This window comes from Stella humosa, assembly GCF_006738645.1.
In the GTDB taxonomy this organism is placed as follows: Bacteria; Pseudomonadota; Alphaproteobacteria; order ATCC43930; family Allostellaceae; genus Allostella; species Allostella humosa.
Map to the genome: position 1 here is coordinate 407,307 of NZ_AP019700.1, position 24,505 is coordinate 431,811.

The 24,505-nt window shown below is 72.5% G+C and carries 17 protein-coding genes; 8 read left to right on the plus strand and 9 right to left on the minus strand.

Features of this window, described 5'->3' with window-relative positions; genetic code table 11:
• Positions 1-6: 6 nt before the first annotated feature.
• A complete protein-coding gene (locus STVA_RS01935) occupies positions 7-1,263 on the plus strand; it encodes a CCA tRNA nucleotidyltransferase (RefSeq protein ID WP_179955432.1) in 1,257 nt (418 codons plus the stop codon).
• Here STVA_RS01935 and STVA_RS01940 read toward each other — a convergent pair.
• Genes STVA_RS01940 through STVA_RS01955 form a run of 4 tightly spaced genes read right to left on the minus strand, consistent with a single transcriptional unit; the run spans position 1,254 to position 6,415 of the window.
• Positions 1,254-2,741, minus strand: a complete 1,488-nt coding sequence (locus STVA_RS01940; protein WP_123695546.1) for a class I adenylate-forming enzyme family protein — start codon at positions 2,739-2,741, stop codon at positions 1,254-1,256. The genes STVA_RS01935 and STVA_RS01940 overlap by 10 nt on opposite strands.
• Positions 2,738-4,117, minus strand: coding sequence for a UbiD family decarboxylase (locus tag STVA_RS01945; protein WP_123695548.1), 1,380 nt, complete (start codon positions 4,115-4,117; stop codon positions 2,738-2,740). The genes STVA_RS01940 and STVA_RS01945 overlap by 4 nt, the downstream gene beginning before the upstream one ends.
• A 5-nt stretch (positions 4,118-4,122) precedes the next feature.
• Positions 4,123-5,418 carry a phosphopyruvate hydratase gene (gene eno, locus STVA_RS01950; RefSeq protein WP_123695550.1) on the minus strand — a complete coding sequence of 432 codons (1,296 nt, stop codon included), beginning with the start codon at positions 5,416-5,418 and terminating at the stop codon, positions 4,123-4,125.
• Positions 5,411-6,415, minus strand: coding sequence for a phosphotransferase (locus tag STVA_RS01955; protein WP_179955433.1), 1,005 nt, complete (start codon positions 6,413-6,415; stop codon positions 5,411-5,413). Before STVA_RS01955 ends, eno begins: the two co-directional genes overlap by 8 nt.
• A 119-nt stretch (positions 6,416-6,534) precedes the next feature.
• Here STVA_RS01955 and STVA_RS01960 point away from each other — a divergent pair, with 119 nt between their 5' ends.
• On the plus strand, positions 6,535-7,824 hold the full coding sequence (locus tag STVA_RS01960; protein ID WP_123695552.1) for an MFS transporter: 1,290 nt from the start codon (positions 6,535-6,537) through the stop codon (positions 7,822-7,824).
• 6 nt (positions 7,825-7,830) lie between these two features.
• On the opposite strand, the gene hpnA is transcribed toward STVA_RS01960, so the two are convergent.
• Genes hpnA through STVA_RS01980 form a run of 4 tightly spaced genes read right to left on the minus strand, consistent with a single transcriptional unit; the run spans position 7,831 to position 11,793 of the window.
• Positions 7,831-8,829 (minus strand): hopanoid-associated sugar epimerase, encoded by a 999-nt coding sequence (hpnA, locus tag STVA_RS01965; RefSeq protein ID WP_123695554.1) that lies wholly within the window; start codon positions 8,827-8,829, stop codon positions 7,831-7,833.
• Positions 8,826-9,941, minus strand: coding sequence for an adenosyl-hopene transferase HpnH (hpnH, locus tag STVA_RS01970; protein WP_123695556.1), 1,116 nt, complete (start codon positions 9,939-9,941; stop codon positions 8,826-8,828). Before hpnH ends, hpnA begins: the two co-directional genes overlap by 4 nt.
• Before the next feature lie 21 nt (positions 9,942-9,962).
• Complete coding sequence (gene ispH, locus STVA_RS01975) at positions 9,963-10,943, minus strand: 4-hydroxy-3-methylbut-2-enyl diphosphate reductase (RefSeq protein ID WP_123695635.1); 981 nt, start codon at positions 10,941-10,943, stop codon at positions 9,963-9,965.
• A gap of 43 nt (positions 10,944-10,986) precedes the next feature.
• Positions 10,987-11,793: an MlaA family lipoprotein gene (locus STVA_RS01980; protein WP_123695558.1), complete on the minus strand. Its 807-nt coding sequence runs from the start codon at positions 11,791-11,793 to the stop codon at positions 10,987-10,989.
• A 213-nt stretch (positions 11,794-12,006) separates the two neighbouring features.
• Between STVA_RS01980 and STVA_RS01985 the strand changes: the two genes are divergently transcribed.
• The 3 genes from STVA_RS01985 to STVA_RS01995 are packed head-to-tail and all read left to right on the plus strand — an operon-like array spanning position 12,007 to position 16,381.
• Positions 12,007-13,086: an isocitrate/isopropylmalate dehydrogenase family protein gene (locus tag STVA_RS01985; RefSeq protein ID WP_123695560.1), complete on the plus strand. Its 1,080-nt coding sequence runs from the start codon at positions 12,007-12,009 to the stop codon at positions 13,084-13,086.
• 36 nt (positions 13,087-13,122) lie between these two features.
• Positions 13,123-15,573 (plus strand): ATP-binding protein, encoded by a 2,451-nt coding sequence (locus tag STVA_RS01990; protein ID WP_123695562.1) that lies wholly within the window; start codon positions 13,123-13,125, stop codon positions 15,571-15,573.
• Positions 15,554-16,381, plus strand: a complete 828-nt coding sequence (locus tag STVA_RS01995; RefSeq protein ID WP_123695563.1) for a hypothetical protein — start codon at positions 15,554-15,556, stop codon at positions 16,379-16,381. The genes STVA_RS01990 and STVA_RS01995 overlap by 20 nt, the downstream gene beginning before the upstream one ends.
• 17 nt (positions 16,382-16,398) lie before the next feature.
• On the opposite strand, the gene STVA_RS02000 is transcribed toward STVA_RS01995, so the two are convergent.
• Positions 16,399-17,223: a DUF1194 domain-containing protein gene (locus STVA_RS02000; RefSeq protein WP_123695565.1), complete on the minus strand. Its 825-nt coding sequence runs from the start codon at positions 17,221-17,223 to the stop codon at positions 16,399-16,401.
• A gap of 145 nt (positions 17,224-17,368) precedes the next feature.
• Here STVA_RS02000 and STVA_RS02005 point away from each other — a divergent pair, with 145 nt between their 5' ends.
• The 3 genes from STVA_RS02005 (at position 17,369) to STVA_RS02015 (ending at position 24,469) form a co-directional block, all read left to right on the plus strand.
• Positions 17,369-17,923: a carboxymuconolactone decarboxylase family protein gene (locus STVA_RS02005; protein WP_123695567.1), complete on the plus strand. Its 555-nt coding sequence runs from the start codon at positions 17,369-17,371 to the stop codon at positions 17,921-17,923.
• Complete coding sequence (locus STVA_RS02010; protein WP_123695569.1) at positions 17,920-18,798, plus strand: alpha/beta fold hydrolase; 879 nt, start codon at positions 17,920-17,922, stop codon at positions 18,796-18,798. The genes STVA_RS02005 and STVA_RS02010 overlap by 4 nt, the downstream gene beginning before the upstream one ends.
• A 100-nt stretch (positions 18,799-18,898) precedes the next feature.
• A complete protein-coding gene (locus tag STVA_RS02015) occupies positions 18,899-24,469 on the plus strand; it encodes a DUF3320 domain-containing protein (protein WP_197735767.1) in 5,571 nt (1,856 codons plus the stop codon).
• Positions 24,470-24,505: the final 36 nt, after the last annotated feature.

Genomic DNA, 24,505 nt, shown 5'->3' on the forward strand with positions numbered 1-24,505 from the left:
GGCGCCATGGACGCGCGCGGCTGCCTGCTGCCGCAGCCCTGGATGGCCGAGCCGGCGACCCGGCAGGTACTGGCCGTCCTCGCCGCGGGTGGTGGCCGGGCGCGCTTCGTGGGCGGCATGGTGCGCGACGCGCTGCTGGGCCGACCCATCTCCGACATCGACCTCGCGACCGACCTCGAGCCCGGCCGTGCCATGGCGCTGCTGGCCGCCGCCGGCATCCGCGTCATCCCGACCGGGCTGGCGCACGGCACCGTGACGGCGGTGGTGGGCGGCCGGCATTTCGAGATCACCACGCTCCGCCGCGACGTGGAGACGGACGGCCGCCGCGCCGTCGTCGCCTATACCGACGACTGGGCCGAGGATGCCCGCCGGCGCGACTTCACCATCAACGCCTTCTTCGCCGATGGCGACGGCACTTTCTACGACCCGACCGGCGGCGCGGACGACCTCGTCCTGCGCCGGGTGCGCTTCGTGGGCGATCCGGACCAGCGCATCGGCGAGGATGTCCTGCGCCTGCTGCGCTACTACCGCATGCTGGCGCGGCTTGGCATCCACGGGGTGGACGAGGCTTCGCGTGCCGCCTGCCGGCGCAATGCCGGCCGGCTGCCGACCCTGTCGGGCGAGCGGGTGCGGGGCGAGATCGAACGTATACTGGCGGTTCCCGACCCGCGGCCGGTCATGGCCATGATGGCCGAGGACGGCATCCTGCCGCCGATCCTGCCGATGGCGTCGGCCTTCCACCGCCTGGCGCGGCTGGTCCTGCTGGAGCCGGCGGCCGACTGGCTGCGCCGCCTGGCCTGCCTCGTCGAAGGCGGGGTGCCCGCGGCCGAGGATGCCGCCCGCCGCCTGCGCCTGTCGCGCCACGAGACGCAGCGCCTGGGGATGCTGGCCGGCCCATGGGCGGGGCCCGACCTGCTGGTGACCGATCCGCAGGCGACCGACCTGCCGGCGCCCGGCCGGCCGCTGCGCGACCGCCTCTACGCAGTGGGCGAGGAACGGCTGCGCGACCGGGCCTTGCTCGCGGCGGCCGCCGGGCTGGACGAAGACGGCCGGGTGCGCGACATCCTGGCTGCCGTCGCCGTCACCGAACGGCCGGTCTTTCCCTTGAAGGGGCGCGATCTGGTCGCCATGGGTGCCCCGCGCGGGGAGCGGGTGGGACAGGTCCTGGCCGCGGTGGAGGCATGGTGGGCCGCCGGCGACTATGCGCCCGACCGTGCCGCCTGCCTGGGCGAGGCCACCCTGCACCTCTGCGGTCAGCCGTAGCCTTTGTCCTTGAGGCGCATCCGCGCCACCCCGGCCAGGGCCCAGCGATCCACCTTGCCGAGTGCCGTACGCGGCAGCGTCTCGGCGATGAGCACCTCCTGCGGGCTGCGGCTTGGCCCCAATCCGGCCTCGCAGTGCGCGTGCAACTCGGCCGGGGTGCAAGGCTGCTTCAGCAGCACGACGGCGACCGCCACCATGCCCCGGCGCGCGACGGGCAGCCCGACCACCGCCGAGTCGGCCACGGCCGGGTGCAAGGCCAGCCGCGCTTCGATATCGGCCGGATAGAGCTTCCGGCCGCCGACATTGATCACGTCGTCGATGCGGCCCTTCAGGTAGATGTAGCCATCGGCGTCGAGCCAGCCCACGTCGCCCGGATAGTACCAGCCACCCGCGAAGCGGCTAGAGGCGCCGGGGCTGGGGTCGACATACTCGCGGGGAAATTCGGGTCGGCGAAAGCGCAACTCGCCGACCAGTTCGGGCGGCGCTGCCTGTCCGTCCGGGCCGACCACTTCGACATCGACGCCGGGCAATGCCCGCCCGACCGAGGCCGGCCGCTCGTCCAGGTCGGCCGGCACTGCCAGTGTCAGGCCGCCCACCTCGTTGGTGCCGTAGCCGATATGCAGCCCGGCGGACACGCGCTCGCGGATCTCCTGCCGCTCGGCGTGCGACAGGGCGGCCGTGCTGCACAGGATGCGCACGCCGGGCAGGATCGGCGCCGGCGCGCCCGACCGGGCCAGGTCGCGCAGGTGCACCGGCGTCAGCACCGTCCAGGTGGCGCCGAGGCGGCGCACGATGTCGGTCAGGTCGGTCGCCCGGCGCAGGGGCGGGGGGATGATGATGGCGCCGCCATTCTCCAGCGCGCGGGTGGCGGCGTTGCGGCCGAAGGCGAAAGATATCTTCGTCAGCTTCAGGTAGCGGTCGTTCTCGCCGCGCGGAAAGCGTTCCAGCATGCCCCGGCCGCGCTCCAGCGCCAGGCGGAAGGTCGCCGTCGACAGCTTGGGAATGCCGCCCGTGGTGCCGGACGAGCGGCTGATGAAGCTGACCATGTCGAGGCCGGGCGGCGGCGGCAGGATGGGGGCGTCCTGGGGCCGGATCGCGCCCATGTCGATGATGGTCATGCCGGCGGGCAGCGGGTCGTCCCGGTCGGCGACGAGGAAGCGGGCCTCGGCCCGGGCTGCGATCGCGGCGCTGAATGCCGCCGGCTCTGCCGGGTCGAGGCAGAGCGTGGGCGCTCCCAGCCGCTGCAACGCGAACAGCGCCACCAGGTCCTGCGGCCGCTCGCGCAGCAGGATGGCGGCGACCGTCCCCGGCCGGACCCCCTGGGCGTGGAAATCGGCGGCCGCCCCCAGCACGCGGCGGGCGAACTCGCCCCACGGCACCGTCTCGTCCGGGGTGATGATCGCCGGGGCGTCGGGCTTGCGCCGGGCGAACTCCGGCACGCGATAGCCAAGCCAGCCATCCTCGACCGCGGCGGTCACGGTGCGATCTCCGGCACGGCGATGTCGTGCAGGGCGGGGTCGGCCGCGGCGAAGAAGGCCCGGTCATGCTCGTAGCGGAAGGGAAACGGCCGGCAGGCGTCGAATCCCACCTTGCTGCCGATATAGTCCGGGAAGCCGGGATTGAGGCCGTGGCCGAACACCCGGTCGATCACCAGGATGCCGCTGGCCGGATCCATCCGCGTCGCCATCGCCCATTCCACGTCGCTGGCGCTGCGGATGTCGACGTCGTCGTCGACCACCGTCACCATCTTCAGCGGCGGAAAGGCGGCAAAAGCCGCCATGATCGCCTGCTTGCCCCATCCGGCTCGCTTCTGCCGCAAGGCCACCACCGCGTGATAGAAGCCGCAGCCGCCATGGGTGAAATAGACGTCCGTCACGCCCGGCACCTGGCGCTGCAGCAGCGAGAGCACGTTGGCCTCGCCCAGCAGCCCGACCGAATTCCACACCTCCTTGCCCGACAGGATGGTCTGGAACACCGGCCGGTGGCGGCGGTGGATGCGGCGGACATGCACGACCGGCCGCGGCGCCCGCCTCGCATAATAGCCCGTCACCTCGGCGAACGGCCCCTCGTCGGCCACCTCGCCCGGGATCATCTCGCATTCCAGCGCGATCATCGCGTGGGCCACCATCTCGACCGGCGAGACGGTGCCGGCCACCAGCTCCAGCGGCGCGCCATGGAACGCGCTGGCGATGCCCAGCTCGTCGGTGTCTGCGGGGGCGGCCTCGGCGGGTGTGGCCGCCGCGAAGTGCAGGCCGGGTCCGACGCCGCAATTGAGGGTGAAGAACAAGGATTCCCCGCGCGCCCGCGCCTTCTCGAGATAGAGTTCCAGGTGGCGGCCGGAATCGATGTTGATGGTCATGGTGTCGGGCCCCGTCACCATGAACCGCTGGATGGACGCGTTGCGCACGCCGGTGTCGGGGTCGCGGGCGATGACCACGGCGGCATCGAAATAGGCGCCGCCATCCTTCTCGGCGTGGGTCGGAATGGGCAGGGCGGCCAGGTCGACGGCGGGCTCCGTGACCTCCAGCACCGGCCCGGTCGCCACGACCACGGGGTCCACCGGCCGCTGCTGCCAGGCGCGGATGCAGTTGGAGACATGCTGCGGCAGGCCCCGCTCGGGCTGGCCCAGAAGGTCGGCCAGCAGGTCGCGCGACCAGTAGAGCCCGGTCACCACCGGCCAGCGATGGCCCTTCACCCGCTCGAACAGGACGGCGCGCGGCCCGCCCTCGAAGCGGGCGGCGATGCCGGCCAGCTCGTGCACCGGGTCGACCTCGGAGCGCACGCGCACCAGCCGGCCGCGCGCCGCGAGCGCGGCCAGGATCAGGTCGAGGTCGTGCAGCAGGTTGGCGGCCATGTCCGTCAGCCGGTCCTGGGGAAGATCCGCGCGGCGCGGAAGCGGGCGCGCTCGCCCAGGGCTTCCTCGATGCGCAGGGCCTCGTTCCACTTGGCCATGCGCTCGGAGCGCGCGAAGGAGCCGACCTTGAGCTGGTCGGCCTGCCAGCCGACAGCCAGGTGGACGACGGTCACGTCCTCGGTCTCGCCCGACCGGGCCGACACGATGGTGCGCATGCCGGCCGCCCGGGCGGCGTCGAAGGCGGCTTTGGTCTCGGTCAGGGTGCCGGCCTGGTTGGGCTTGATCAGGGCGGCGTTGCAGGCGCGGTCGGCGGCAGCCGTCTGGATGCGCTGGGCGCTGGTGACCAGGAAATCGTCGCCCACCACCAGTGCGCGGTCGCCGATGGCAGCCGTCACGGCGGCCATGCCGGCCGGGTCGTCCTCGCCCATCGGGTCCTCGACCGACACGATCGGGTGGCGATCGACCCAGCCGGCGACCCGCTCGGCCCATTCGTCGCGGCCATAGTCGCGCTCGTCCAGGCGCAGGCGATAGGCGCCGTCGCGGCCGAACTGGCTGGCGGCGACGTCGAGCGCGATCGCCACCTCCTCGCCCGGCTGGAAGCCTGCCTTCTCGATGGCGCGGGCCAGCGTCGCGATCGCTTCCTCGTTGTCGGCGAAGACCGGCCACCAGCCGCCCTCGTCGGCCACGCCCTGGCGCCGGCCGTCGGCGGCCATCAGGGCGCCGGCTGCGCGATAGACCTCGGCCGTCCAATCGAGCGCCTGGGCGAAGCTGGCGGCGCCGGGGCAGACCACCATGAAATCCTGCAGGTCGACGCGGGCATCGGCATGGGCGCCGCCGCCGAAGATCTGGATCTCGGGCAGGGGCATGACGACCGGGCCGTCGGCGGCGCTGCCGGCCAGCCAGCGCCACAGCGGCATGTCGTGGGCAGCCGCCGTCGCGTGGGCCGCCGCCATGGACACCGCGATGGTGGCGTTGCCGCCCAGCCGGCTCTTGTTGGGCGTGCCGTCGAGCTGGATCAGGCGACCGTCGACCCCTGCCTGGTCGGCCGCGTCCATGCCGGCGACGGCGGGCGCGATCTCGGTGCGGATGGCCCGCAGCGCGTCCTGCACGTCGAGCCCGCCGAAGGCGCTGCCGCCGTCGCGGCGATCGACCGCCTCGCCCGACCCCATGGAGGCGCCGGCCGGCGCGATGGCGCGGCCCATCGCGCCGTTGCCGGTGGTGATCTCCACCTCGACGGTTGGACGGCCGCGCGAATCCCACACCCGGCGGGCATGGACGCGGCGGATGCTGGTGTCAGGCATGGTGCAGTTCCGCTTCCCATTGGCTCCGGACGGCGTCCAGGCGCGCGACCGGGGATTGCAGCAGGCGCCGGGCGACGCGACGCACGCGGTCGCGATCGGCCTCGAGGGTCAGGTATTCGACGGGCGACTTGCCGTCGACACGGGCGAGGAACAGGCCCGGCAGCAGGGTGGCCGCCCGGGCCTCGGCCGCGGCCGGTGCCTCCCAGGTGACGCCCGCCAGCCAGCTCGCGGCCAGCCGGTCGAAAGACGCCAGGAAGCCGGCGCGCGCGCCCGGGTTCCACAGGCATTTCAGCAGCAGGTGGTTGAGGCAGAAGGCGATGTCGAACACCGGGTCGCCGTACCAGGCGCATTCGGCGTCCAGGAACACCGGCCCGTCCGGCCCGAGCAGGATGTTCTTCGGGCTGACGTCGCCATGGACGAGCGCCAGCCGGGTGTCGGCCGTGCGCTGCGCCAACCCTTCCAGGATCGGTGCCAGGTCGGGGTGCGCGCGCGCCGTCGCCAGCAGGTAGGGCTCCAGCCGGATGGCGTGGAAGACGGCGTCGGTGGCAAAGCGCCGGGCGATGTCCGCGTCGCCGGCCGTGGCTGCGTGAATGCGGGCCAGCGTCGTGCCGACCCGGGCGGCATCGGCCGGGTCGACCCGGCCGTCGCGCAGCTCGGTCTTCCACAGGCGCCAGCGGGCGGGGTCGAAGAACTCCATGGCGAACAGGCCGGCTTCGGCGTCGTGGGCCAGGATGCGCGGGGCGGCACCGGGCACGATGGCGCGCGCGGTCTCGATCCACTCCGCCTCGAAGGCGTTGCGGCCGACCGGCGCCCGCCAGTCCTGCGCCACCTTCAGCTTGGCCAGCGCCCGCTTGACGCAGAACACCCGGTCGGCCGTCTCCACCTTCCAGATGTCGGAGGAAACGCCGCCCGTCAGCGGGGTCAGGCGCGCCGCCGCTCCGTCGGCCACGAGGCCGAGGCGGCGAAGGATGGGAAGGAGGTCGGTCTGTTCTGTCACGGCACGAATATCCCCGACCGTAATCGACCGCGCGGCCGAGCGCGAGGGTGCTTTTCCCCGGCCGCGGATCGCCGTACTGTTCGCCAACGGCCCGGCCGGAATCGGCCCGGACGCGCGGCATGCACCCGCCGCCCGTTCCTCGGGGCCGCCTGCCAGGACGCTTCGCCATCAGCAGCATCGGCCTCATCTTCCGTGCCCTGCGGAACCCGAACTACGCCGTCTATGTCGCGGGCAACTCGGTATCGCTCGTCGGCACCTGGATGCAGCGCATCGGCGTCGGCTGGCTCACCTGGGAGCTGACGCAGTCCGGCACCTGGCTCGGCCTCGTCGCCTTCGCGGACCTTTTCCCGTCCGTCTTCTTCGGCCCGCTGGGCGGGGCGATCGCCGACCGCTTCGACCGCCTGCGCATCATCCTGACCTCGCAGATCCTGGCGATGCTCCAGGCGGCGACGCTCTTCGTGCTGACGGCGACGGACGTCATCAACATGACGCTGCTGTTCATCCTGGTGCTGATCAACGGGGTGGTGATCGGCTTCAACCAGCCCTCGCGCCTAGCCATCATCTCCAGCCTGGTGCCGCGGCAGGACCTGTCGACGGCGGTCGCCATCAATTCCATCGTCTTCAACCTCGCCCGCTTCGTCGGCCCGGCGCTGGCCGGCGCCCTCATCGTCTCGGGCGGGACGGGGGCGGTGTTCGGCGCCAACGCGGTCACCTTCCTGGCCTTCCTGCTGGCCCTGACGCGCATCCGCCTGCCCAAGGCCGAGAAGCCCGAGAAGGTCGAGCATCGCCGCTCTATCCTGGGCGATGTGGCCGACGGCATCCGCTACACCGCGCGCCATCCCGGGGTGGGGCCGCTGCTGCTGTTGCTCAGCATCAACTCGATCACGGTGCGCCCGTTCGTCGAGCTGCTGCCGGGCTTTGCCGCCGACGTGTTCGAGCGCGGCGCCGACGGCCTGGCCCTGATGACCTCTGTCATCGGCGGCGGCGCCATCGTGGCCGGCATCTGGCTCGCAAGGCGCGAGGGCATGCGCGGGCTGACCATGATCACGATGTGGAGCACGCTGCTGATCTCGATCTCGACGCTGGCCTTCGTCGCCAGCGGTCGGTTCGAACTGGGCCTGGCCTGCCTGGCCGTGTCGGGCATGGGCCTGGTGGCGAGCGGCGTCACCACCCAGACGCTGGTGCAGACGGCGGTCGACCAGCGCATGCGCGGCCGCGTCCTCAGCCTCTACGGCATCATCTTTCGCGGCGGGCCGGCGGCGGGCGCGCTTGCCATCGGCACCCTGTCGGACGCGATCGGCCTGCAGCTCGCCATGGGCATCGGCGCGGTCACGGGCATCGTCGCCTGGCTCTGGGCCTGGCGCCGGCGCGGCGTGATGGTGGCATCGCTGGAGCCGCCGGGGTCCTAGCCGGCCCTACCGCATGTAGCCGTTGGCACGGAACCAAGCGACGGCGTCGGCCAGCCCCTCGATCGCCGGCCGGGGCCGATAGCCCAGGCGGGCCGTGGCCTTGGCGTGCGAGAAATGCATCGGCTGGCGGGCCATGCGCAGCAGGTCGCGGGTGAGCGGCGGTGTGGCACCCAGCAGCCGGGCGCCGGCCTCGGCCAGGATCGCCAGCGGCCACAAGGGCGCGATCGGCAGGCGGATGGCGGGCGGGCGGCGGCCGCCCAGGCGGGCCGCCATGCCGATGACCGCGCCCAGCGACAGGTTCTCGGCCCCCAGCACGTGGCGCTGGCCGATCTCGCCGCGCTCGAAGGCCAGGCGATGGCCGATCGCCACATCCTCGACATGGACGATGTTGAGGCCCGAGCGCACATAGGCCGGCAGCCGCCCGCGCGCGGCGTCCAGCACCATGCGGCCGGTCGGCGTCGGCTTGATGTCGCGCGGGCCGACGGGGGCGGCGGGGTTGACGATGACGGCGGGCAGGCCGCGCTCGCGCACCATCGCCGACACTGCGGCCTCGGCCAGGAACTTCGATCGCTTGTAGGGGCCGATCATGTCGGCCAGGGCGACCGGCGTGTCCTCGTCGCCGGGCGAGCCGTCGGCCGGGTGGCCCAGTACGGCGATGCTGCTGGTATGGACGATGCGTGGCGTGCCGGCGGCCAATGCGGCCTCCATGATCGCAACGGTGCCGTCGACGTTGGCTGCCATCATCGCCGTGGGGTCGGGCGCCCACAGGCGATAGTCGGCCGCGACATGGAACAGGGCGTCCACCCCGGCGATGGCGCGCTCGAGCGACGGGCGGTCCTCGAGCCGGCCCTCGCACAGGACGACGTCCAGGCCGGCCAGGTTGCGGCGGTCGCTATCGGGCCGCACGAGCGCGCGGACGCGGTGGCCATGGGCCAGCAGTTCGCGCACGACGGCCGCGCCGACGAAGCCGGTGCCGCCGGTGACGAGGCTGAGCGGCCCCGTCATCGCCGCTCGGCCGGCCTTGCGACCGCAGCCGCCACCAGCCGGTCATGGACATGCTCGGCCGGCCGCTGCCGGTCGAGCGGGATGTCAGGCGCCATCGGCCCATGCGTCCGCGGGCCGGCGAGTGCCGCGCGGGCCGCGGCCCAGGGCCGGCGGATGGAATCGGCCACGGCCGTCGCCTCGTAGCCGGAATGGACCATGCAGTCGGCGCATTTCTCGTAGCGGCCGGTACCGTAGGCATCCCAGTCCGTCTCTTCCATCAGCGCCCGGAAGCTGGGGGCATAGCCTTCGCCCAGCAGGTAGCAGGGGCGCTGCCAGCCGAAGACTGTGCGCGTCGGGTTGCCCCAGGGGCTGCAGCGATAGTCCTGGTTGCCGGCCAGGAAATCGAGATAGAGCGCCGATTGCGCGATCGGCCAGCGCCGGGCGCCGGCCCGGCCCAGCACGGCGCGGAACAGGTCGCGCACCCGCTGCCGCTTCAGGAAATGGGCCTGGTCGGGCGCGCGCTCATAGGCATAGCCGGGCGAGATGGTGATGCCGTCGATGCCCAGCGCGGCGGTCTGCTCCAGGAACCGGCCGACGCGCTCGGGCTCGGCATCGTCGAAGAGGGTGCAGTTGATGTTGACGCGGAAGCCGGCGCCCTTGGCCGCGGCGATGGCCGCCACCGCCCGGTCGTAGACGCCGGCCCGGCAGACCGAGCGGTCATGCATGCCGCGGTCGCCGTCGAGATGCACCGACCAGGTGAAGTAGGGGCCGGGGCGATAGTCGCCCAGGCGCTTCTCCAGCAGCAGGGCGTTGGTGCACAGATAGACGAAGCGCCGCCGCGCGGTGATGGCAGCCGCGATCTGCGGCATCTCCCGGTGCAGCAGCGGCTCGCCGCCGGCGATCGAGACCACCGGCGCCGGGCATTCGTCGACCGCCTCCAGGCACTCGGCCAGGCTGAGGCGACGGTTCAGGATCTCATCCGGATAGTCGATCTTGCCGCAGCCCGCGCAGGCGAGGTTGCAGCGGAAGAGCGGCTCCAGCATCAGCACCAGCGGATAGCGCCGGCGGCGGGCCAGATGCTGGCGCAACGCGTACCAGCCGACAGAAGCCACCTGGCGCAGCGGCACCGCCATCGGCCGGGCTCCGCCTGGCGCTCAGGCCGTGCGGGCGACGGGCTCCGGGTCGGCCAGTTCGGCCGGCAGCCGGAAGTGCATGTCCTCGACCGCCCCGGTCAGGCGCCGCACTTGCGCCGGGCGCAGCCGGCCCAGTGCGGCGATCACGCCCTGCACCAGGTGTTCCGGCGCCGACGCCCCGGCGGTGATGCCGACCGAGCGCCGGCCGTCGAGCCAGGCCGGGTCGAGCCCGTCGGCATCGTCGATCAGGAAGGCGGTCCGCCCCATCTCCTGCGCCAGTTCGCGCAGGCGGTTGGAGTTGGAGCTGTTGGGCGAACCCACGACCAGCACCAGGTCGGTCTCGGCGGCAAGCTGGCGGACGGCCTCCTGCCGGTTCTGGGTCGCGTAGCAGATGTCGCGGATGCCGGGGCCGACGATGGTGGGGAAGCGTGCCTGCAAGGCGGCGATCACCTCGCGCGTGTCGTCGACCGCCAGCGTCGTCTGGGTGACGAAGGCAAGCTGGTCGGGATCGGTCACCTCCAGCCGGGCCACGTCTTCGGCGGTCTCGACCAGGTGCACCCGGCCGGGGATCTGGCCGATCGTGCCGACCACCTCGGGATGGCCGGCATGGCCGATCAGCACCACCTCGCGCCCCTGGCGGACATAGCGCTGCCCGCCCAGATGGACGCGGGTCACCAGGGGGCAGGTGGCGTCGATGACGTGGAGCGACCGCTGGCCGGCCTCGTCCTCGACCGCGCGGGCAACGCCGTGGGCGCTGAAGATGGTCACCGCACCCGGCGGCACCTCGTCCAGCTCGCCCACGAAGATGGCGCCCTTGGCGCGCAGGTCCTGCACCACATGGCGGTTGTGGACGATCTCATGGCGCACATAGACGGGCGCGCCATACTTGGCGAGTGCGCGCTCGACGATCTCGATGGCCCGTTCGACGCCGGCGCAGAAGCCGCGCGGTTCGGCCAGCACGATGTCGAGGGGCTCGCCCTCCAGGATCGGGTCGCTGTTCATGGCCGGCACCATAGCATGGGCCGGCCATCCTGTCCGGCGGCGCCTACTGGCGCTCGGCGATGGAGACCCGCTCGGGCGCGTCGGCGGCGGCCGAGACGCGCTCGATTTCCACCGGCATCTCCGACACCTGGTGGGCGGCCCGGCGCAGTTCCTCGTGCCGGCGCTGGCGCGACAGGGTGCGGATCTGGGCATAGAAATCGAGCGAGTTGCGCTCGATCTCGTCCAGCGTGTCGATCACCTGCGCGCGCTTGTCGAGCACGTCGAGGCCGGTGCGGGTGTAGGTGATCCAGTCCATGTCGTTGGCCGAGGCCGCCCACATGAAGGGGTCCATCAGCATGTCGGCGACCATGCCGACCGTGTCGCGCGGGTTGGACGGGCCGATCAGCGGCAGCACGATGTAGGGGCCCTCGCCCGTGCCCCACTGGTTCAGGGTCTTGCCGAAGTCGTTGGGCTTGCGCGGCAGGCCCATGTCGGCCGACGGCTGCATGATGCCGGCGACGCCGACCGTGGTGTTGATCGCAAAGCGCGCCACCGCGTCGCCCGCGCCGCCCAGGTCGCCCTGCAGCAGGTGGTTGGCGGCGTAGACCGGCTCCTTCAGGTTGCCCAGCACGTTGCGGACGGCCTCGCGGCCCTCTTCCGGCACGACGCCGCGATAGATCATGGCGGCCGGCTTGATCAGCAGCCCGTCGATGACGCGGTTGACGGCGAAGACCTCGCGATTCAGCGGCTCGAGGGGATCGTTCTCCTCCTCCCACTGGGCGCGTTCGGCCGGGTCCTGGGGTGGCGAGGCGCAGCCCAGCAGTGCGACCAGGGCGGCAGAGGCGCAGATCAGGCTAAGGGGACGCTTCACGGGCCCTCGACGGCAGGAAGAGCCGAGCCAACCTCGGCAGGATGCTCAAGGCCGGGTATCGCAGGGAACCGGAGCCGCAAGCGACCCGAGCAATTAGCACGATTCCGAAAACGCGACGAGTCGCTTCGACCGGTCGTTGCCGTCATAGTGGCGGCAATGAGACGAGGCACCGCGATGGCGGTCGGACCCTGTCCTGGATGGAGGAAAGCCGGCATGAGCGATCTCAACATCTGTGTCCTTCCGGGCGACGGCATCGGCGTCGAGGTGATGGGCGCTGCCCGGGCCGTGCTGTCTACGCTGGAAAAGCGGTTCGGGTTCCGGCTGGCGGCCGAGGAGCATCCGGGCGGGGCCGCCTACTGGCGCGAGACCGGGCGCGAGATGCCCCAGGGCGCGTGGGAGGCAGCGCGCAGCGCCGATGCCATCCTGTTCGGCTCCATGGGCCTGCCCGACGTGCGCTACCCCGACGGCACCGAGATCGCCCCGCACCTGAAGATGCGCGTCGATTTCGACCTGTTCGCGGGCGTCCGGCCGATCCGCCGGCTGCCCAACACACCGGCCGTGCTGGCCAGCCCGCGCGCGGCCGACATCGACCTCGTCATCATCCGCGAGCTGACCGAGGGGCTGTTCGCCTCGCGCGGCAAGGGCGTCGTGATCGACGACCGCGAGGCCCGCGACACCCTGGTGATCACGCGCGCCACGTCCGAGAAGCTGTTCGACTTCGCCTTCGACCTCGCCCGCCGGCGCAAGGCCAAGGGCAGCGCCGGCCTCGTCACCTGCGTCGACAAGGCCAACGTCTTCGTGTCCATGGCCTTCTTCCGCAAGATCTTCGACGAGCGGGCGCGGAACTTCCCCGACGTGGAAGCGCGCCACCACTATGTCGACGCGGCCGCCCTCGACCTCGTGCGCAAGCCATGGGTGTTCGACGTCATGGTGATGGAGAACATGTATGCCGACATCCTGTCCGACGTGGGCGGCGGCATCGTCGGCGGCATGGGCCTGGCGCCATCGGCCGAGATCGGGCTGGAGCATGCCCTGTTCCAGCCGGCCCATGGCAGCGCGCCCGACATCGCCGGCCAGGGGCTGGCCAACCCCACCGCGATGCTGCTGTCGACCGCGATGATGCTGGAATGGCTGGGCCACCGCCATGGCCGCGAGCGCCTGGTCGAGGCGGCCGACGCGCTGGATGCGGCGGTCGAGCGGGCGTTCGCCGAGGGGGCGGCCTTCCCGGCGGAAATCGGCGGGCCGCATGGAACCGCTGAGGTCACCCGGGCGGTGATGGATCGTATCGCCTGACTGATTCCCCGTCCTTCAGATAGAGCCCCGAGGATCATGGCCAAGCTCACCGCCGATCAGCTCTATTCCGCGACCGACCCGGCCGCCATCCCGTTCGACAGCACGGCCGATGCGGCACCCCTGACCGGCCTGGTCGGACAGGAACGCGCGCTGGAGGCGATCGAGTTCGCCATCGGCATGCGCCGCGACGGCTACAACCTGTTCGTCCTGGGGCCGGCCGGCACCGGCAAGCACACGCTGATCCAGCATCTGCTGACGACCCAGGCGGCGGCCGACCCGGTGCCGCCCGACTGGGCCTATGTCCATAACTTCGAGAATCCGAGCCAGCCGCGCGCGCTGCGCCTGCCGCCCGGCCGGGCGGCGCCGCTGGCGGCCGCGATGCGCCGGCTGGTGCAGGAGCTGCGCGCGACCCTGCCGGCCGCCTTCGAGAGCGACGACTATCGCCAGCGGCGCGAGGTGGTGGACGAGCAGTTCAAGCAGCGCCAGGAGCGCGCCTTCGTCGACCTGTCGGAGCGCGCGCAGAAGGAGGACGTGGCGCTGGTGCGCACGCCCAACGGCCTGGCGTTGGCGCCCGCGCGCGACGGCGAGGTGATGGCGCCCGATGTCTTCAAGGCCCTGCCCCAGCCCGACCAGGACCGGCTGAAGGCCGCCATCGAGCGCTTCCAGGAGGAGTTGCAGGCGATCGTCCGACGCCTGCCGGACTGGGAGCGCGAGCATCGCGAGCTGGTCCGCCAGCTCAACCGCGACGTCACCCGCTTTGCCGTCGCCCACCTGATCGAGGAGATGCGCAAGGGCTTCCTCGACCTGACCGCGGTGCAGGCGTTCCTGGACGCGGTCGAGCGCGACATCATGGACCATGCCGAGGACTTCCTGCCCAAGCCGCAGCAGGGGCCGGAGGCGATGATGGGCGTCCTGGCGGGCGGGGCCGGCGGCGAGCCCGCCTCCGGCCGGCGCTACCAGGTGAATGTCTTCGTCGACCAGACCGGGGCCACCGGCGCGCCCGTCGTCTACGAGGACCACCCGACCCACCCGACGCTGGTCGGCCGGATCGAGCACCAGGCGCGCTTCGGCGCGCTCGTGACCGACTTCAACCTGATGAAGCCGGGCGCCCTGCATGCCGCCAATGGCGGCTACCTGGTCTTGGACGCCTACCGGGTGCTGGCCAACGGCTTTGCCTGGGAAAGCCTGAAGCGGGCGCTGGCCGCCCGGCGGGTGAAGCTGGAATCGCTGGAGGCGATGCTCAGCATGACCTCCACCGTGCTCCTGGAGCCGGAGCCCATTCCGCTCGATATCAAGGTCGTGCTGATCGGGCCGCCGCAGCTCTACTACATGCTGGCGGCCAACGACCCCGACTTCGGCAAGCTGTTCAAGGTCGGCGCCGATTTCGACGACCGCATGGCGCGCGACGGCGGCAATACCGGCCTCTATGCCCGGCTGATCGCGGCCAGCGCCGTGCGCGCCGGCATCCGCCCGGTCGACCGCACCGGCATGGCCCGCCTGATCGACCATTCGGCGCGCATGACCGGCGATTCCGAGCGGCTGTCGCTGCGCGTGCGCATCCTGGAGGACCTGATGCAGGAGGCCGACTGGCAGGCCGGCCGCGCCGGCTCGCCCACGGTCGATGCCGCCGCCGTGCAGCGCGCGATCGATGCCCAGCGCCGCCGCGACGACCGGCTCTATTCCCGCGCGCTGGAGGAGATGCGGCGCGGGACCTACTTGGTGGAGACGACGGGCACGGCCGTGGGCCAGATCAACGGGCTGGCCGTGCAGAGCATCGGGGGCTTTTCCTTCGGGCTGCCCAGCCGCATCACCGCGCGCGTTCGCCTGGGCAATGGCGAGGTGCGCGACATCGAGCGCGAGTCCGAGCTGGGCGGGTCACTGCACACCAAGGGCGTGCTGATCCTGACCGGCTTCCTCGGCAGCCGCTTCGGCCTCAACCGCCGGCTGGCCCTGGCGGCCACGCTGGTCTTCGAGCAGTCCTATGGCGGGGTCGACGGCGATAGCGCGTCCTCGACCGAGCTCTACGCCCTGCTGTCGGCCCTGTCGGAGATCCCGCTCAAGCAGTCGATCGCCGTCACCGGGTCGGTCGACCAGCGCGGCCGGGTGCAGCCGATCGGCGGCGTCAACGAGAAGGTCGAGGGCTTCTTCGACGTCTGCGCCGCGCGCGGGCTGACGGGCGAGCAGGGGGTGATGATCCCGTCCACCAACGTCAAGAACCTGATGGTCCGCCCCGACGTGGCCCGGGCGGTGGCCGAGGGCCGCTTCCATGTCTGGTCGGTGGCGACGGTCGACGAGGGCATCGAGATCCTGACGGGCGTGCCGGCGGGCGAGGCGGACGCCGGGGGCAACTGGCCGCCCGGCACCGTCAACCATGCCGTCGCCCGCCGCCTCGCCCGCTTCGCCGACCGGGCGGAGGCGGCCCGCCCGCCGGCGCGCGGGCCGGGCTCGGTGGGAAGGGAGCATCGCCATGGTCGCCGAGATGGATGACGTGCCGGCCTTCACGGTCGGCCGGGTGGTGGTGGCGCTGGATGCCCAGTGCGACCATGGGGCTGCCATCGCCACGGCGTGCGAATTCGCCGGCCGCTGGCGCTGCGCGGTGGCCGGCGTCTTCGTCGTCGGTGCCGACCTCGTCCATCTGAGCGGGCTGCCCGGCGTGCGCCAGGTCTGCCTGTCCTCGGGCGTGGGCCAGGCGCTGCCGGGCGGCGACCTCGCGGCCGACATCGCCGCCCTGGAGGCCCGTGCCCGCCGCGCCCTGGCGGCCGCCGCCGACCGCATCGGCCAGCAATCCACCTTCAGCGTCGCGCGCGGCGGCCTGGCGGCCGAGGGCGTGGATCTTGCGGGAGACGATCTGCTGATCGTTGAGGCGACGGTGCGACCCTTCGGCGGCAGCTTCGCTTTCGAGACGCGCTGGCGCCAAGTGGCGGCCGCCGCGCGCCATGCGGTTCTACTGCGGCGGCGGCGGTCCATGGCGGCCGGAACCGTCGCCTGCCTGCATGACGGCTCGGCCGCGTCCGGCCGGGCGCTGGCCGCCGCGGCCGGCCTGGCCGATGATCGCGGCCAGCCGCTGGCCGTCCTGCTGGCGCCCGACCTGCCGGCCGGGGCAGAGGCGGGATTGTCCTCGGCGCTGGCCGGCCGCCGCCCGCCCGCCCGCATCCAGCGCGTCGGCCCGGGCGGCGATGCTGCCTGGGTGCGTGCTGGCGCGGCACTTCGGCCAGCCCTCATCGTCGTTGCCGCGGACCTGTCGACCGATCGCTGGGCCGGAGTGCCGGAAGCGGACGTGCTGCTGGTTCGCTGACGACGCTGCCGCGCCGGTCAGTTCGGCTCGGTGCGACGGCGATAGATCTCCAGCAGCTTCTCGCCGGCCAGGCAGTCGACCCGGCCCTCGGCATCGAACATCGGCCGCTCGGGATAGAGCTGGGCGTGCTGCACGGTGGGCATCCGTCCGGCGATCTCCAGCACCAGCTTGCGCTTCACCGCCGCAGCGAAGCTCTCGAAATCCTCGGCCACGATGTAGAACGCGCCGGGGCCGCCGATGACGCAGTCGCGATAGTAGAGGTCGAGTTCCTTCAGGTTCGGCAGGCCCCAGGTGAACTGGCGCTCGTTGATGATCGGCAGGCCGTTGATGACGATGCCGGCCGCCACCGCCCGATCGCGGGCCGGCACCACCGGCGCGCCGTCATTGTTGGGGCCGTCGCCCGACAGGTCGATGACCCGGCGCGTGCCCTCGTAGCGCCGGCCGAAATGCGGCACGGCGAAATCGATGGCGGCCGCGATGGAGGTGCGGCGGCCGCGCAGCACCGGCTCGGATGCCAGACGGTCGGCAAATGCCGTGGCCGAGCCGGCGTCGGCCACCACCTGCCAGTCGAGCACCACGCGGCTCTCGTGCTGGCTGGCCCATTCGAAATAGAGGACGGCGATGCGGCCGACCATGCCCGAGCGGATGGCCCGCACCACCTCGGGGTCGCGAAATGCCGCGACATAGCCCTCGCGCTGCAGGCGGGCCTCGACCGCGTCGACGCTGCCCGACACGTCGACCGCCAGCACCAGCTCCAGGTCGACCGGCTCGCCCGCCGCGCGCGCCAGGTCGCCCCAGGACAGGGCCAGCAGGATGGCCGCGATGATGCCGCTGAGGCGCAAGCGCCGGGCTCCTTCGGACGGAACGGCGGAAGCCGCAGTCTAGCGCCGATTCCGGCCCGGCTGGCAAGGCGTTGCCCATCGCCCGGACAATCGTGCTAGCCTCGAATGCATTCTATTCCCCATCCCTGACCCAGGTTCCTTGACGATGAATCCCCGTATCCCCCTGGTCGGGCCGGAAGGCCTCGACGCGGACCAGAAGCGTGTCTTCGATGCCATCGCCGGCAGCCGCGGCCACGTCGTCGGGCCCTTCCTCGGCCTGCTGCACAGCCCGGAGCTGGCCGACCGGGTGCAGAACCTGGGCGCCTTCCTGCGCTACCGCACGCGGCTTGGCGCCCGCCTGTCGGAGCTGGCGATCCTCGTCACCTCGCGCGCCTATTCCTGCCAGTTCGAATGGTTCGCGCACGAGAAGCACGCGCGCGAGGCGGGCCTGCCCGACGGCGTGATCGAGGCGATCCGTGTCGGCCGCCGGCCGGACCCGATGCTGCCCGACGAGGCGGCCGTGCACGACTATGCCCAGGAGCTGCTGGAGAAGCGCCAGGTGTCGGACGACACCCATGCGCGCGCGACGGCCGCCTTCGGCGTGCCGGGCGTGGTCGAGCTGACGGCGCTGGTCGGCTACTACACGCTGCTGGCCATGACGCTGAACGCCCACCGCATCGGCCCGCCGAACGGCGAGGCACCGCTGCCGGTCGCCCCGTGAGCGGCCCCGCATCCGCGGCCGCCGACCCGGCGGCGCCCGGTCCGGCAGCCCTGGTCGCCGCGATCGAGGCCAAGGCCGAGCGGCTGACGACGCCGTGCGGCGACGGCGAGATGGTCTGGCACCGCTGGGGTTCCGGGCCGCTGCTGGTGCTGTTCCATGGCGGCTTCGGCTCCTGGACGCACTGGCTGCGCAATGTCGAGGAACTGGCCCGGCACTATACGGTGCTGGCGGCCGACCTGCCCGGGCTGGGGGATTCGGCCCTGGCGCCCGAGCCCTATGACGGCTGGACCATCGCGCGCATCTGCGCCGACGGGCTGGAGCGGCTGGTGCCGGCGGGCGAGCGCTTCGACCTGGTCGGCTTCTCCTTCGGCGGCGTCATCGGCGGGCCGACGGCAGTCCTGATGGGCGACCGGGTGAAGTCCTTCACCTTCGTGGGGTCCGGCGGCACCGGCGCCCGGCGACGGACGCTGGAGCTGAAGTCGTGGCGCCAGCTACCCGACCCGGCCGAGCAGGACGCCATCCACCGCGAGAACCTGGCGATCCTGATGCTGGCCGATCCCGACAGCATCGACGACCTGGCCGCCTATCTCCAGGCCGGCAACGCCCGGCGTGGCCGCACCAAGAGCCGGCCCATCTCGATGTCGCAGATCCTGCTGGACGCGCTGCCGCGGGTGCAGGCGCCGGTTGCCGCCATCTTCGGCGAGCTGGACGCGACGGCCCATCCCTGGCTGCACGAGCGCGAGGAGAAGCTGCGTGCGTTGCGGCCGGAGCTGGTTTTCCGGGTGATCCCGAAGGCTGGCCACTGGGTGCAGTTCGAGGCGCCGGAGCGCTTCAACGCCGAACTGCTGGACCTGCTGGCGGCCCGCGGGCAGTAAGGGCGGACAACCGCGCGGGCGGGCCAACGCCGCCCGCGCGGCTCGACAGGCATCCGGACTTGGCCACATGCTTCCGGTTGAATTTTCGGAGGCGTTTATCGTGGACGAAACCGGCAACGCGACGGCGGCCGAGCCGCTTTCCATCTTTCGCAGCGACCTGCCGCTTGCCGCCAAGCTGGAGCGCGCGCGCACCGAACTGCTCGACCTGTCGGCCCGCAACCGGCTGCTGAACGTCCCCCGCTCGTCGCGCAGCGCACGCACGATCGAGGTGGTGGACGAGCGGTCGGCCGAGGTCTTTCGCCTGCTGGTGCGGGACGGCCGCGCGCTCAACTTCGCCGCCGGCCGCGGTGCCGCGAGCGAAGATGGCGACGAAGTGGCCCCCGAAACGGAGACGGCAGCCGACCTGGCCCAGCCCGAGGACGAAGGCACCGACGAGCGCGGCGTGCAGCGCCGCCATGCCGACACCCGCCTGCAGACGCGGCTGACCTCGGCCGGGTTGCAGAAGCGCCTGCTCGACCTCTATTTCGATGCCCGCACGCTGGAGGAGGAACAGGGCGTCAACATCCTGTTCCTGGCGCTGGGCAGCCTGAAATGGATCGATCCCGGCAATGCCACGCTGGAGCGCCGCGCGCCGCTGATCCTGGTGCCGGTGCGGCTGGAGCGCGGCACGGCCGGCGAGCGCTTCAAGCTGCGCTGGCGGCAGGAGGACCAGGCGGCCAACCTGTCGCTGGAAGCCTATCTCGACCGCGTCCACGCCCTGGCGATGCCGCCGCTGGAGCCGGGCGAGGATTTCGACCCCGCCGCCTACCTGGCCGCGGTGGCCGCGGCGGTGTCGTCCAAGCCGGGCTGGGCCGTGCTGCCGGACGACATCGTGCTGGGCTTCTTCTCCTTCTCCAAGTTCCTGATGTATCGCGACCTCGACCCCGAGGTCTGGCCCGCGGACGGCAAGCTGACCGATCTGCCGCTGATCCGCGGGCTGCTGGCGGACGGGTTCGAGGCGGGGAGGCCGGGGATCCCAGAGGATGCCGCGATCGACCCGCACATCCCGCCCGCCCAGATGCTGCACATCGTCGACAGCGACAGCTCGCAGACGCTGGCCGTGCACGACGTCCGCGCCGGCCGCGACCTGATCATCCAGGGGCCGCCCGGCACCGGAAAGTCGCAGACCATCGCCAATATCATCGCCTCGGCTGTGGCGGACGGCCGGACGGTGCTGTTCGTGGCCGAGAAGATGGCGGCACTCGAGGTGGTGAAGCGCCGCCTCGACCAGGCCGGCGTGGGTGACGCCTGCCTGGAGCTGCACAGCAACAAGGCCAACAAGCGCGCTCTGCTGGACGAGTTGCGCCGTACCTGGGAACTGGGGGCGCCGGCGGGGGATGCCGGCGACGGCCTGAACGCGCGGCTGGAAGCGGCTCGCGATCGGCTGAACGACCATGCCGCGCGCCTGCACCGGCCGCATCGGGTGGCCGGCATGACCCCTTACCAGGTGATTGGCGAGCTGACCCGCCTGGCGCAGGCGGGCCGTCGCCCGGCCGACCTGGTGCTGGAGCGGCCGGAATCCTGGTCGCCCGAGGACCGCCGCCAGCGCAGCGCCCTGCTGGCCGAACTGGCCGAGCGCGTGGCCGGGATCGGCCGGCCGCTCGACCATCCGTGGCACGGCGTCGGGCTGGAATCGGTGCTGCCGACCGAGGTCGATCGCCTGCTCGGCCGCGTCGCCGACCTGCGCGCGCGCCTGGCGGTCCTGGTGGCCGACCAGGCGCTGCTGGCCGAGACGCTGGGCCATCCCCCGCCGCTCGGCCTGGGCGGGTTCGCGCCGCTGGCAGACCTGGCCCATCGCGTGGCGGGAGCGCCGCCGCTGGATGCCGAGGCACTTGCCGCCGGGGAGTGGGACACGCGCGCGGCGGACGTGGCGGCGCTGCTGCTGGCCGGTGCCGGGTATCGCCGCCACGTCGGTGAACTGGGCGCCCGGGTGCTGCCGGCGGCCTGGACTACGGACCTGGGCGAGGCGCGCCGGCTGCTGGCCGACCTGCCGGAGGGGTTCGCGGCCGAGGGCTTCGACCGCATCCGCCGGCTGCACGACCTGCTGCCGCGCCTGCTGCAGGAAGCCGGCCGGCTTGCCCGGCTGTTGGGCCAGGACGGCGTGCCGGAGAGCTTCCTGGCCATCGACCGCGCGGCCAGCACCGCCCAGCGCGTGGCGGTCGCCCCGGAGGCCAGCCCGGAGGCGTTCAACGCCGCGGTCTGGGACCATGGGGTGGACCAGGCGGCGGACCTGGTGGAAGCGGTGGCGGCCCTGGACGACGCACGCCGGGCTGCCGGCGATCGGGTGGTCGAGGCCGCCTGGTCGACCGAGCTGGCCGCCGCCCGGCAGACGCTGGCCGTCCACGGCACCAGCTTCCTGCGCACGCTGAACGGCGACTGGCGGCGCGCCAGCCGGCTGGTGAAGTCGGTGCTGCGCGAGCCCGAGGCGGGCTTGCCGGAACAGCTCGCGCTGCTCGACACGGTGATCGCCGGGCAGGCGGCGATGGCCCGCATCCGCGACGGCGAGGCATTCGGGCGGGCCGCCTTCGGCGCCCATTGGCGCGGCGACCGGTCGGCCGCGGCCCCCTTGCAGGCGCTCGTCGACTGGATGCGCAGCCTGCGGGGCCTGGGGGCGGAGCCGCGGCTGATCGCGGCCCGGCCGCTCGATCGCGGCGCGGTCGGCGTGGTGGCCGATCGCGTGCGCACCCTGCTGGACGAGGCGCTGCCCCTGCTACGCGACCTGTGGGCCGATCTGGGCACGCAGCCCGACTTTGTGTTCGCCGAGGCGATCGATGCCGGCCGCGCCGACCCGGTCCGGGTGATGGAGCAGTGCAGCCGGCTGGCGGCGGCCGACGCCGACTGCCGCGCGATCATGGCAGGGGCGCCGGGCGGCCGGGCCGACCGGCTGGCGGTGCTGGACCGGGTGATCGACGGCCAGGTGGCCGCCCGGTCGATCGCCGCGGGCGAGGCGCTGGGCCGGGCCTGCTTCGGCCAGGCCTGGGCCGGGCCGCAATCCGACTGGCCGGCGCTGGCCGGCGCGCACGATTGGATCGCCGCCAACCCCGACATCCGCCACCTGGCGGCCGGGCTGGACGATCGCGCCCTGCCATCGGCGCGCGCGCGCCAGATCGAGGAGGTGCAGGCACGGCTGTTGCGCGACCTGGCCGGGCTGCTGATCGACCTGCGCGCCGATGCCCCGGCCCTGTTCGGCGGGGAGGATGCGCTGGCCGCGCCCGCTTCCGTGGTCGATGCCCGCCTGGGCGCCTGGCTTGCCCACGGCGAGCAGCTATCGAAATGGGTCGTCTATCGCGAGCGGTCGGGGCGGGCCCGGGCGATGGGGCTGGCTGCCCTGGTCGACCGGCTCGACGATGGCCGGCTGGCGCCGGGGGACGGCGTGCCCACCTTCGAGATGGCCTGCTACGAGGCCCTGCTGGCCGACATGGTCCGGATGGAACCCGCGCTCGGCCGCTTCGATGGCCAACTGCACGGGCGCCAGGTGGCGGAGTTCGCCCAGCTCGACCGCCAGCGCATCGCCGCCGCCGCGGTCGAGGTGGTGCGCGCCCATCACCGCGGCATCCCGCCGCGCGACGGCGGCGCCGGACCGCTCGGCGTGCTGAAGGCCGAGATGGCGCGCCGGCGCGGCCACATGCCGATCCGCCAGCTCATGCACAAGGCCGCCCCGGCGATCCAGAAGCTGAAGCCGGTGCTGATGATGAGCCCCCTGTCGGTGGCGCAGTTCCTGCCCCCGGGGCTGCTGACCTTCGACCTGCTGGTGATGGACGAGGCGAGCCAGATCCAGCCGGTGGATGCGCTGGGGGCGATCGCCCGCTGCCGCCAGGTGGTGGTGGTGGGCGACGAGCGCCAGCTGCCGCCGACGCGTTTCTTTGCCAAGATGATCAACGAGCAGCCCGACGACGAGGACGGCGCCCAGGTCGCCGACATCGAGAGCATCCTCGGCCTCTTCACCGCCCGCGGCCTCGCCCAGCGCATGCTGCGCTGGCACTATCGCAGCCGCCACCAGTCGCTGATCGCCGTCTCCAACAGCCAGTTCTACGAAAACAAGCTGTTCATCGTGCCCAGCCCCTACACCGGCGAGGCCGGCATGGGGCTGCGCTTCCATCCCGTCGCGGGCGGCGTCTTCGACAGCGCCAACACCGGCACCAACGCGGTGGAGGCCAAGGTGGTGGCCGAGGCGATCGTCGACCACGCCCGCCGGCATCCGGGGCTGTCGCTGGGGGTGGCCACCTTCTCGGTCAAGCAGCGCCGGGCCATCCAGGACCAGCTCGAACTGTTGCGCCGCCTCCACCCCGAGACCGAGGCGTTCTTCCACAGCCACCCAAGCGAGCCGTTCTTCGTCAAGAACCTGGAAAACGTCCAGGGCGACGAGCGCGAGGTGATCCTGATCTCGGTCGGCTATGCCCGCAACCCCCAGGGCTATCTCGCCATGCGCTTCGGGCCGCTCAGCGCCGATGGCGGCGAACGGCGGTTGAACGTGCTGATCAGCCGCGCCAAGCGCCGCTGCGAGGTCTTCGCGTCGATCACCGACGAGGACATCGACCTGGAGCGCGGGCGGGGCCGGGGCGTCGCGGCCTTCAAGCTCTTCCTGCACTTCGCCCGCACCGGCCGCCTCGGCCTGGCGCAGCCGACCGGCCGCGACCATGACAGCGTCTTCGAGGCGCAGGTGGCGGCCCGCCTCCAGGCGATGGGCTACCAGGTGCATCCCCAGGTCGGCATCGCCGGTTTCTTCATCGACCTCGCCATCGCCGATCCCGAGCGGCCGGGGCGATACCTCCTGGGGATCGAGTGCGACGGCGCGGCCTACCACGCCGCCCGCTCGGCCCGCGACCGCGACCGCCTGCGCCAGGCGGTGCTGGAGGATCACGGCTGGATCATCCACCGCATCTGGAGCACGGACTGGTTCCAGCGGCCGAACGAGCAGCTCGACCGCGTCGTGGCCGCGATCGAGGCGGCCAAGGCCGAGCTGGACGCGCGGCTGGAACTGGCAACGGGCCCCGGGCCGGCCGTGTCCCTGGAGGTCGTGGCCGTGGAGCGCGAGGAAGCGACCGAGATCGCGCTTTCGCCCGCCACGGCCCCGCCCCCGGTGCCCGACGCCTATGTCGAGGCGGTCGTGGCGCGCGCGGACGGCGACCATGAGCTGCATGAGACGCCGACCGGGCTGCTGGCCGAGCTGGTCGTCCAGATGGCGGCCATCGAGGGGCCGGTCCATGTCGATGAGGTGGTGGTCCGCCTGCGCCAGGCCTGGGGCCTGCAGCGTGCCGGCCAGCGCATCCAGCAGGCGGTCGAGCGGGCGGTCGCCGCGGCCCTGGCGGACGGGCGCATCGTCGCCGACGGCCGCTTCCTGTCGGCGCCCGGTGCGCCGGCCCGGGTGCGCGATCGTGGCGCCGTCCAGTCGCTGTCGCTGCGCCGGCTCGACATGCTGCCGCCGGCCGAGATCCGCCAGGCGATCCTGGAGACCGTGCACACCAACCTCGGCGCCGACCGCGACGAGATCGCCCAGGCCGTGTCGCGCCGGCTCGGCTTCCGCATGACCAGCCCGCAGCTACGCGAGTGCATCGGCTTCCAGGTCGATGTCCTGGCCGGCCAGGGGGACCTGGTTTCCAAGGGCGACCTTCTCGTCGTCCCCGACGTATGATCGGGCTATCCGCCAACCAACCAATCACATGCACCG

What these genes read in the sequence shown, in the direction of transcription:
- STVA_RS01945 (WP_123695548.1), bottom strand. Translation starts at nt 4,117, where the DNA reads ATGGCCGCCAACCTGCTGCACGACCTCGACCTGATCCTGGCCGCGCTC.
- hpnA (WP_123695554.1), bottom strand. Translation starts at nt 8,829, where the DNA reads ATGACGGGGCCGCTCAGCCTCGTCACCGGCGGCACCGGCTTCGTCGGC.
- ispH (WP_123695635.1), bottom strand. Translation starts at nt 10,943, where the DNA reads ATGAACAGCGACCCGATCCTGGAGGGCGAGCCCCTCGACATCGTGCTG.
- STVA_RS01935 (WP_179955432.1), top strand. Translation starts at nt 7, where the DNA reads ATGGACGCGCGCGGCTGCCTGCTGCCGCAGCCCTGGATGGCCGAGCCG.
- STVA_RS01990 (WP_123695562.1), top strand. Translation starts at nt 13,123, where the DNA reads ATGGCCAAGCTCACCGCCGATCAGCTCTATTCCGCGACCGACCCGGCC.
- STVA_RS01985 (WP_123695560.1), top strand. Translation starts at nt 12,007, where the DNA reads ATGAGCGATCTCAACATCTGTGTCCTTCCGGGCGACGGCATCGGCGTC.
- STVA_RS02005 (WP_123695567.1), top strand. Translation starts at nt 17,369, where the DNA reads ATGAATCCCCGTATCCCCCTGGTCGGGCCGGAAGGCCTCGACGCGGAC.
- STVA_RS01960 (WP_123695552.1), top strand. Translation starts at nt 6,535, where the DNA reads ATGCACCCGCCGCCCGTTCCTCGGGGCCGCCTGCCAGGACGCTTCGCC.
- STVA_RS01995 (WP_123695563.1), top strand. Translation starts at nt 15,554, where the DNA reads ATGGTCGCCGAGATGGATGACGTGCCGGCCTTCACGGTCGGCCGGGTG.
- hpnH (WP_123695556.1), bottom strand. Translation starts at nt 9,941, where the DNA reads ATGGCGGTGCCGCTGCGCCAGGTGGCTTCTGTCGGCTGGTACGCGTTG.
- eno (WP_123695550.1), bottom strand. Translation starts at nt 5,418, where the DNA reads ATGCCTGACACCAGCATCCGCCGCGTCCATGCCCGCCGGGTGTGGGAT.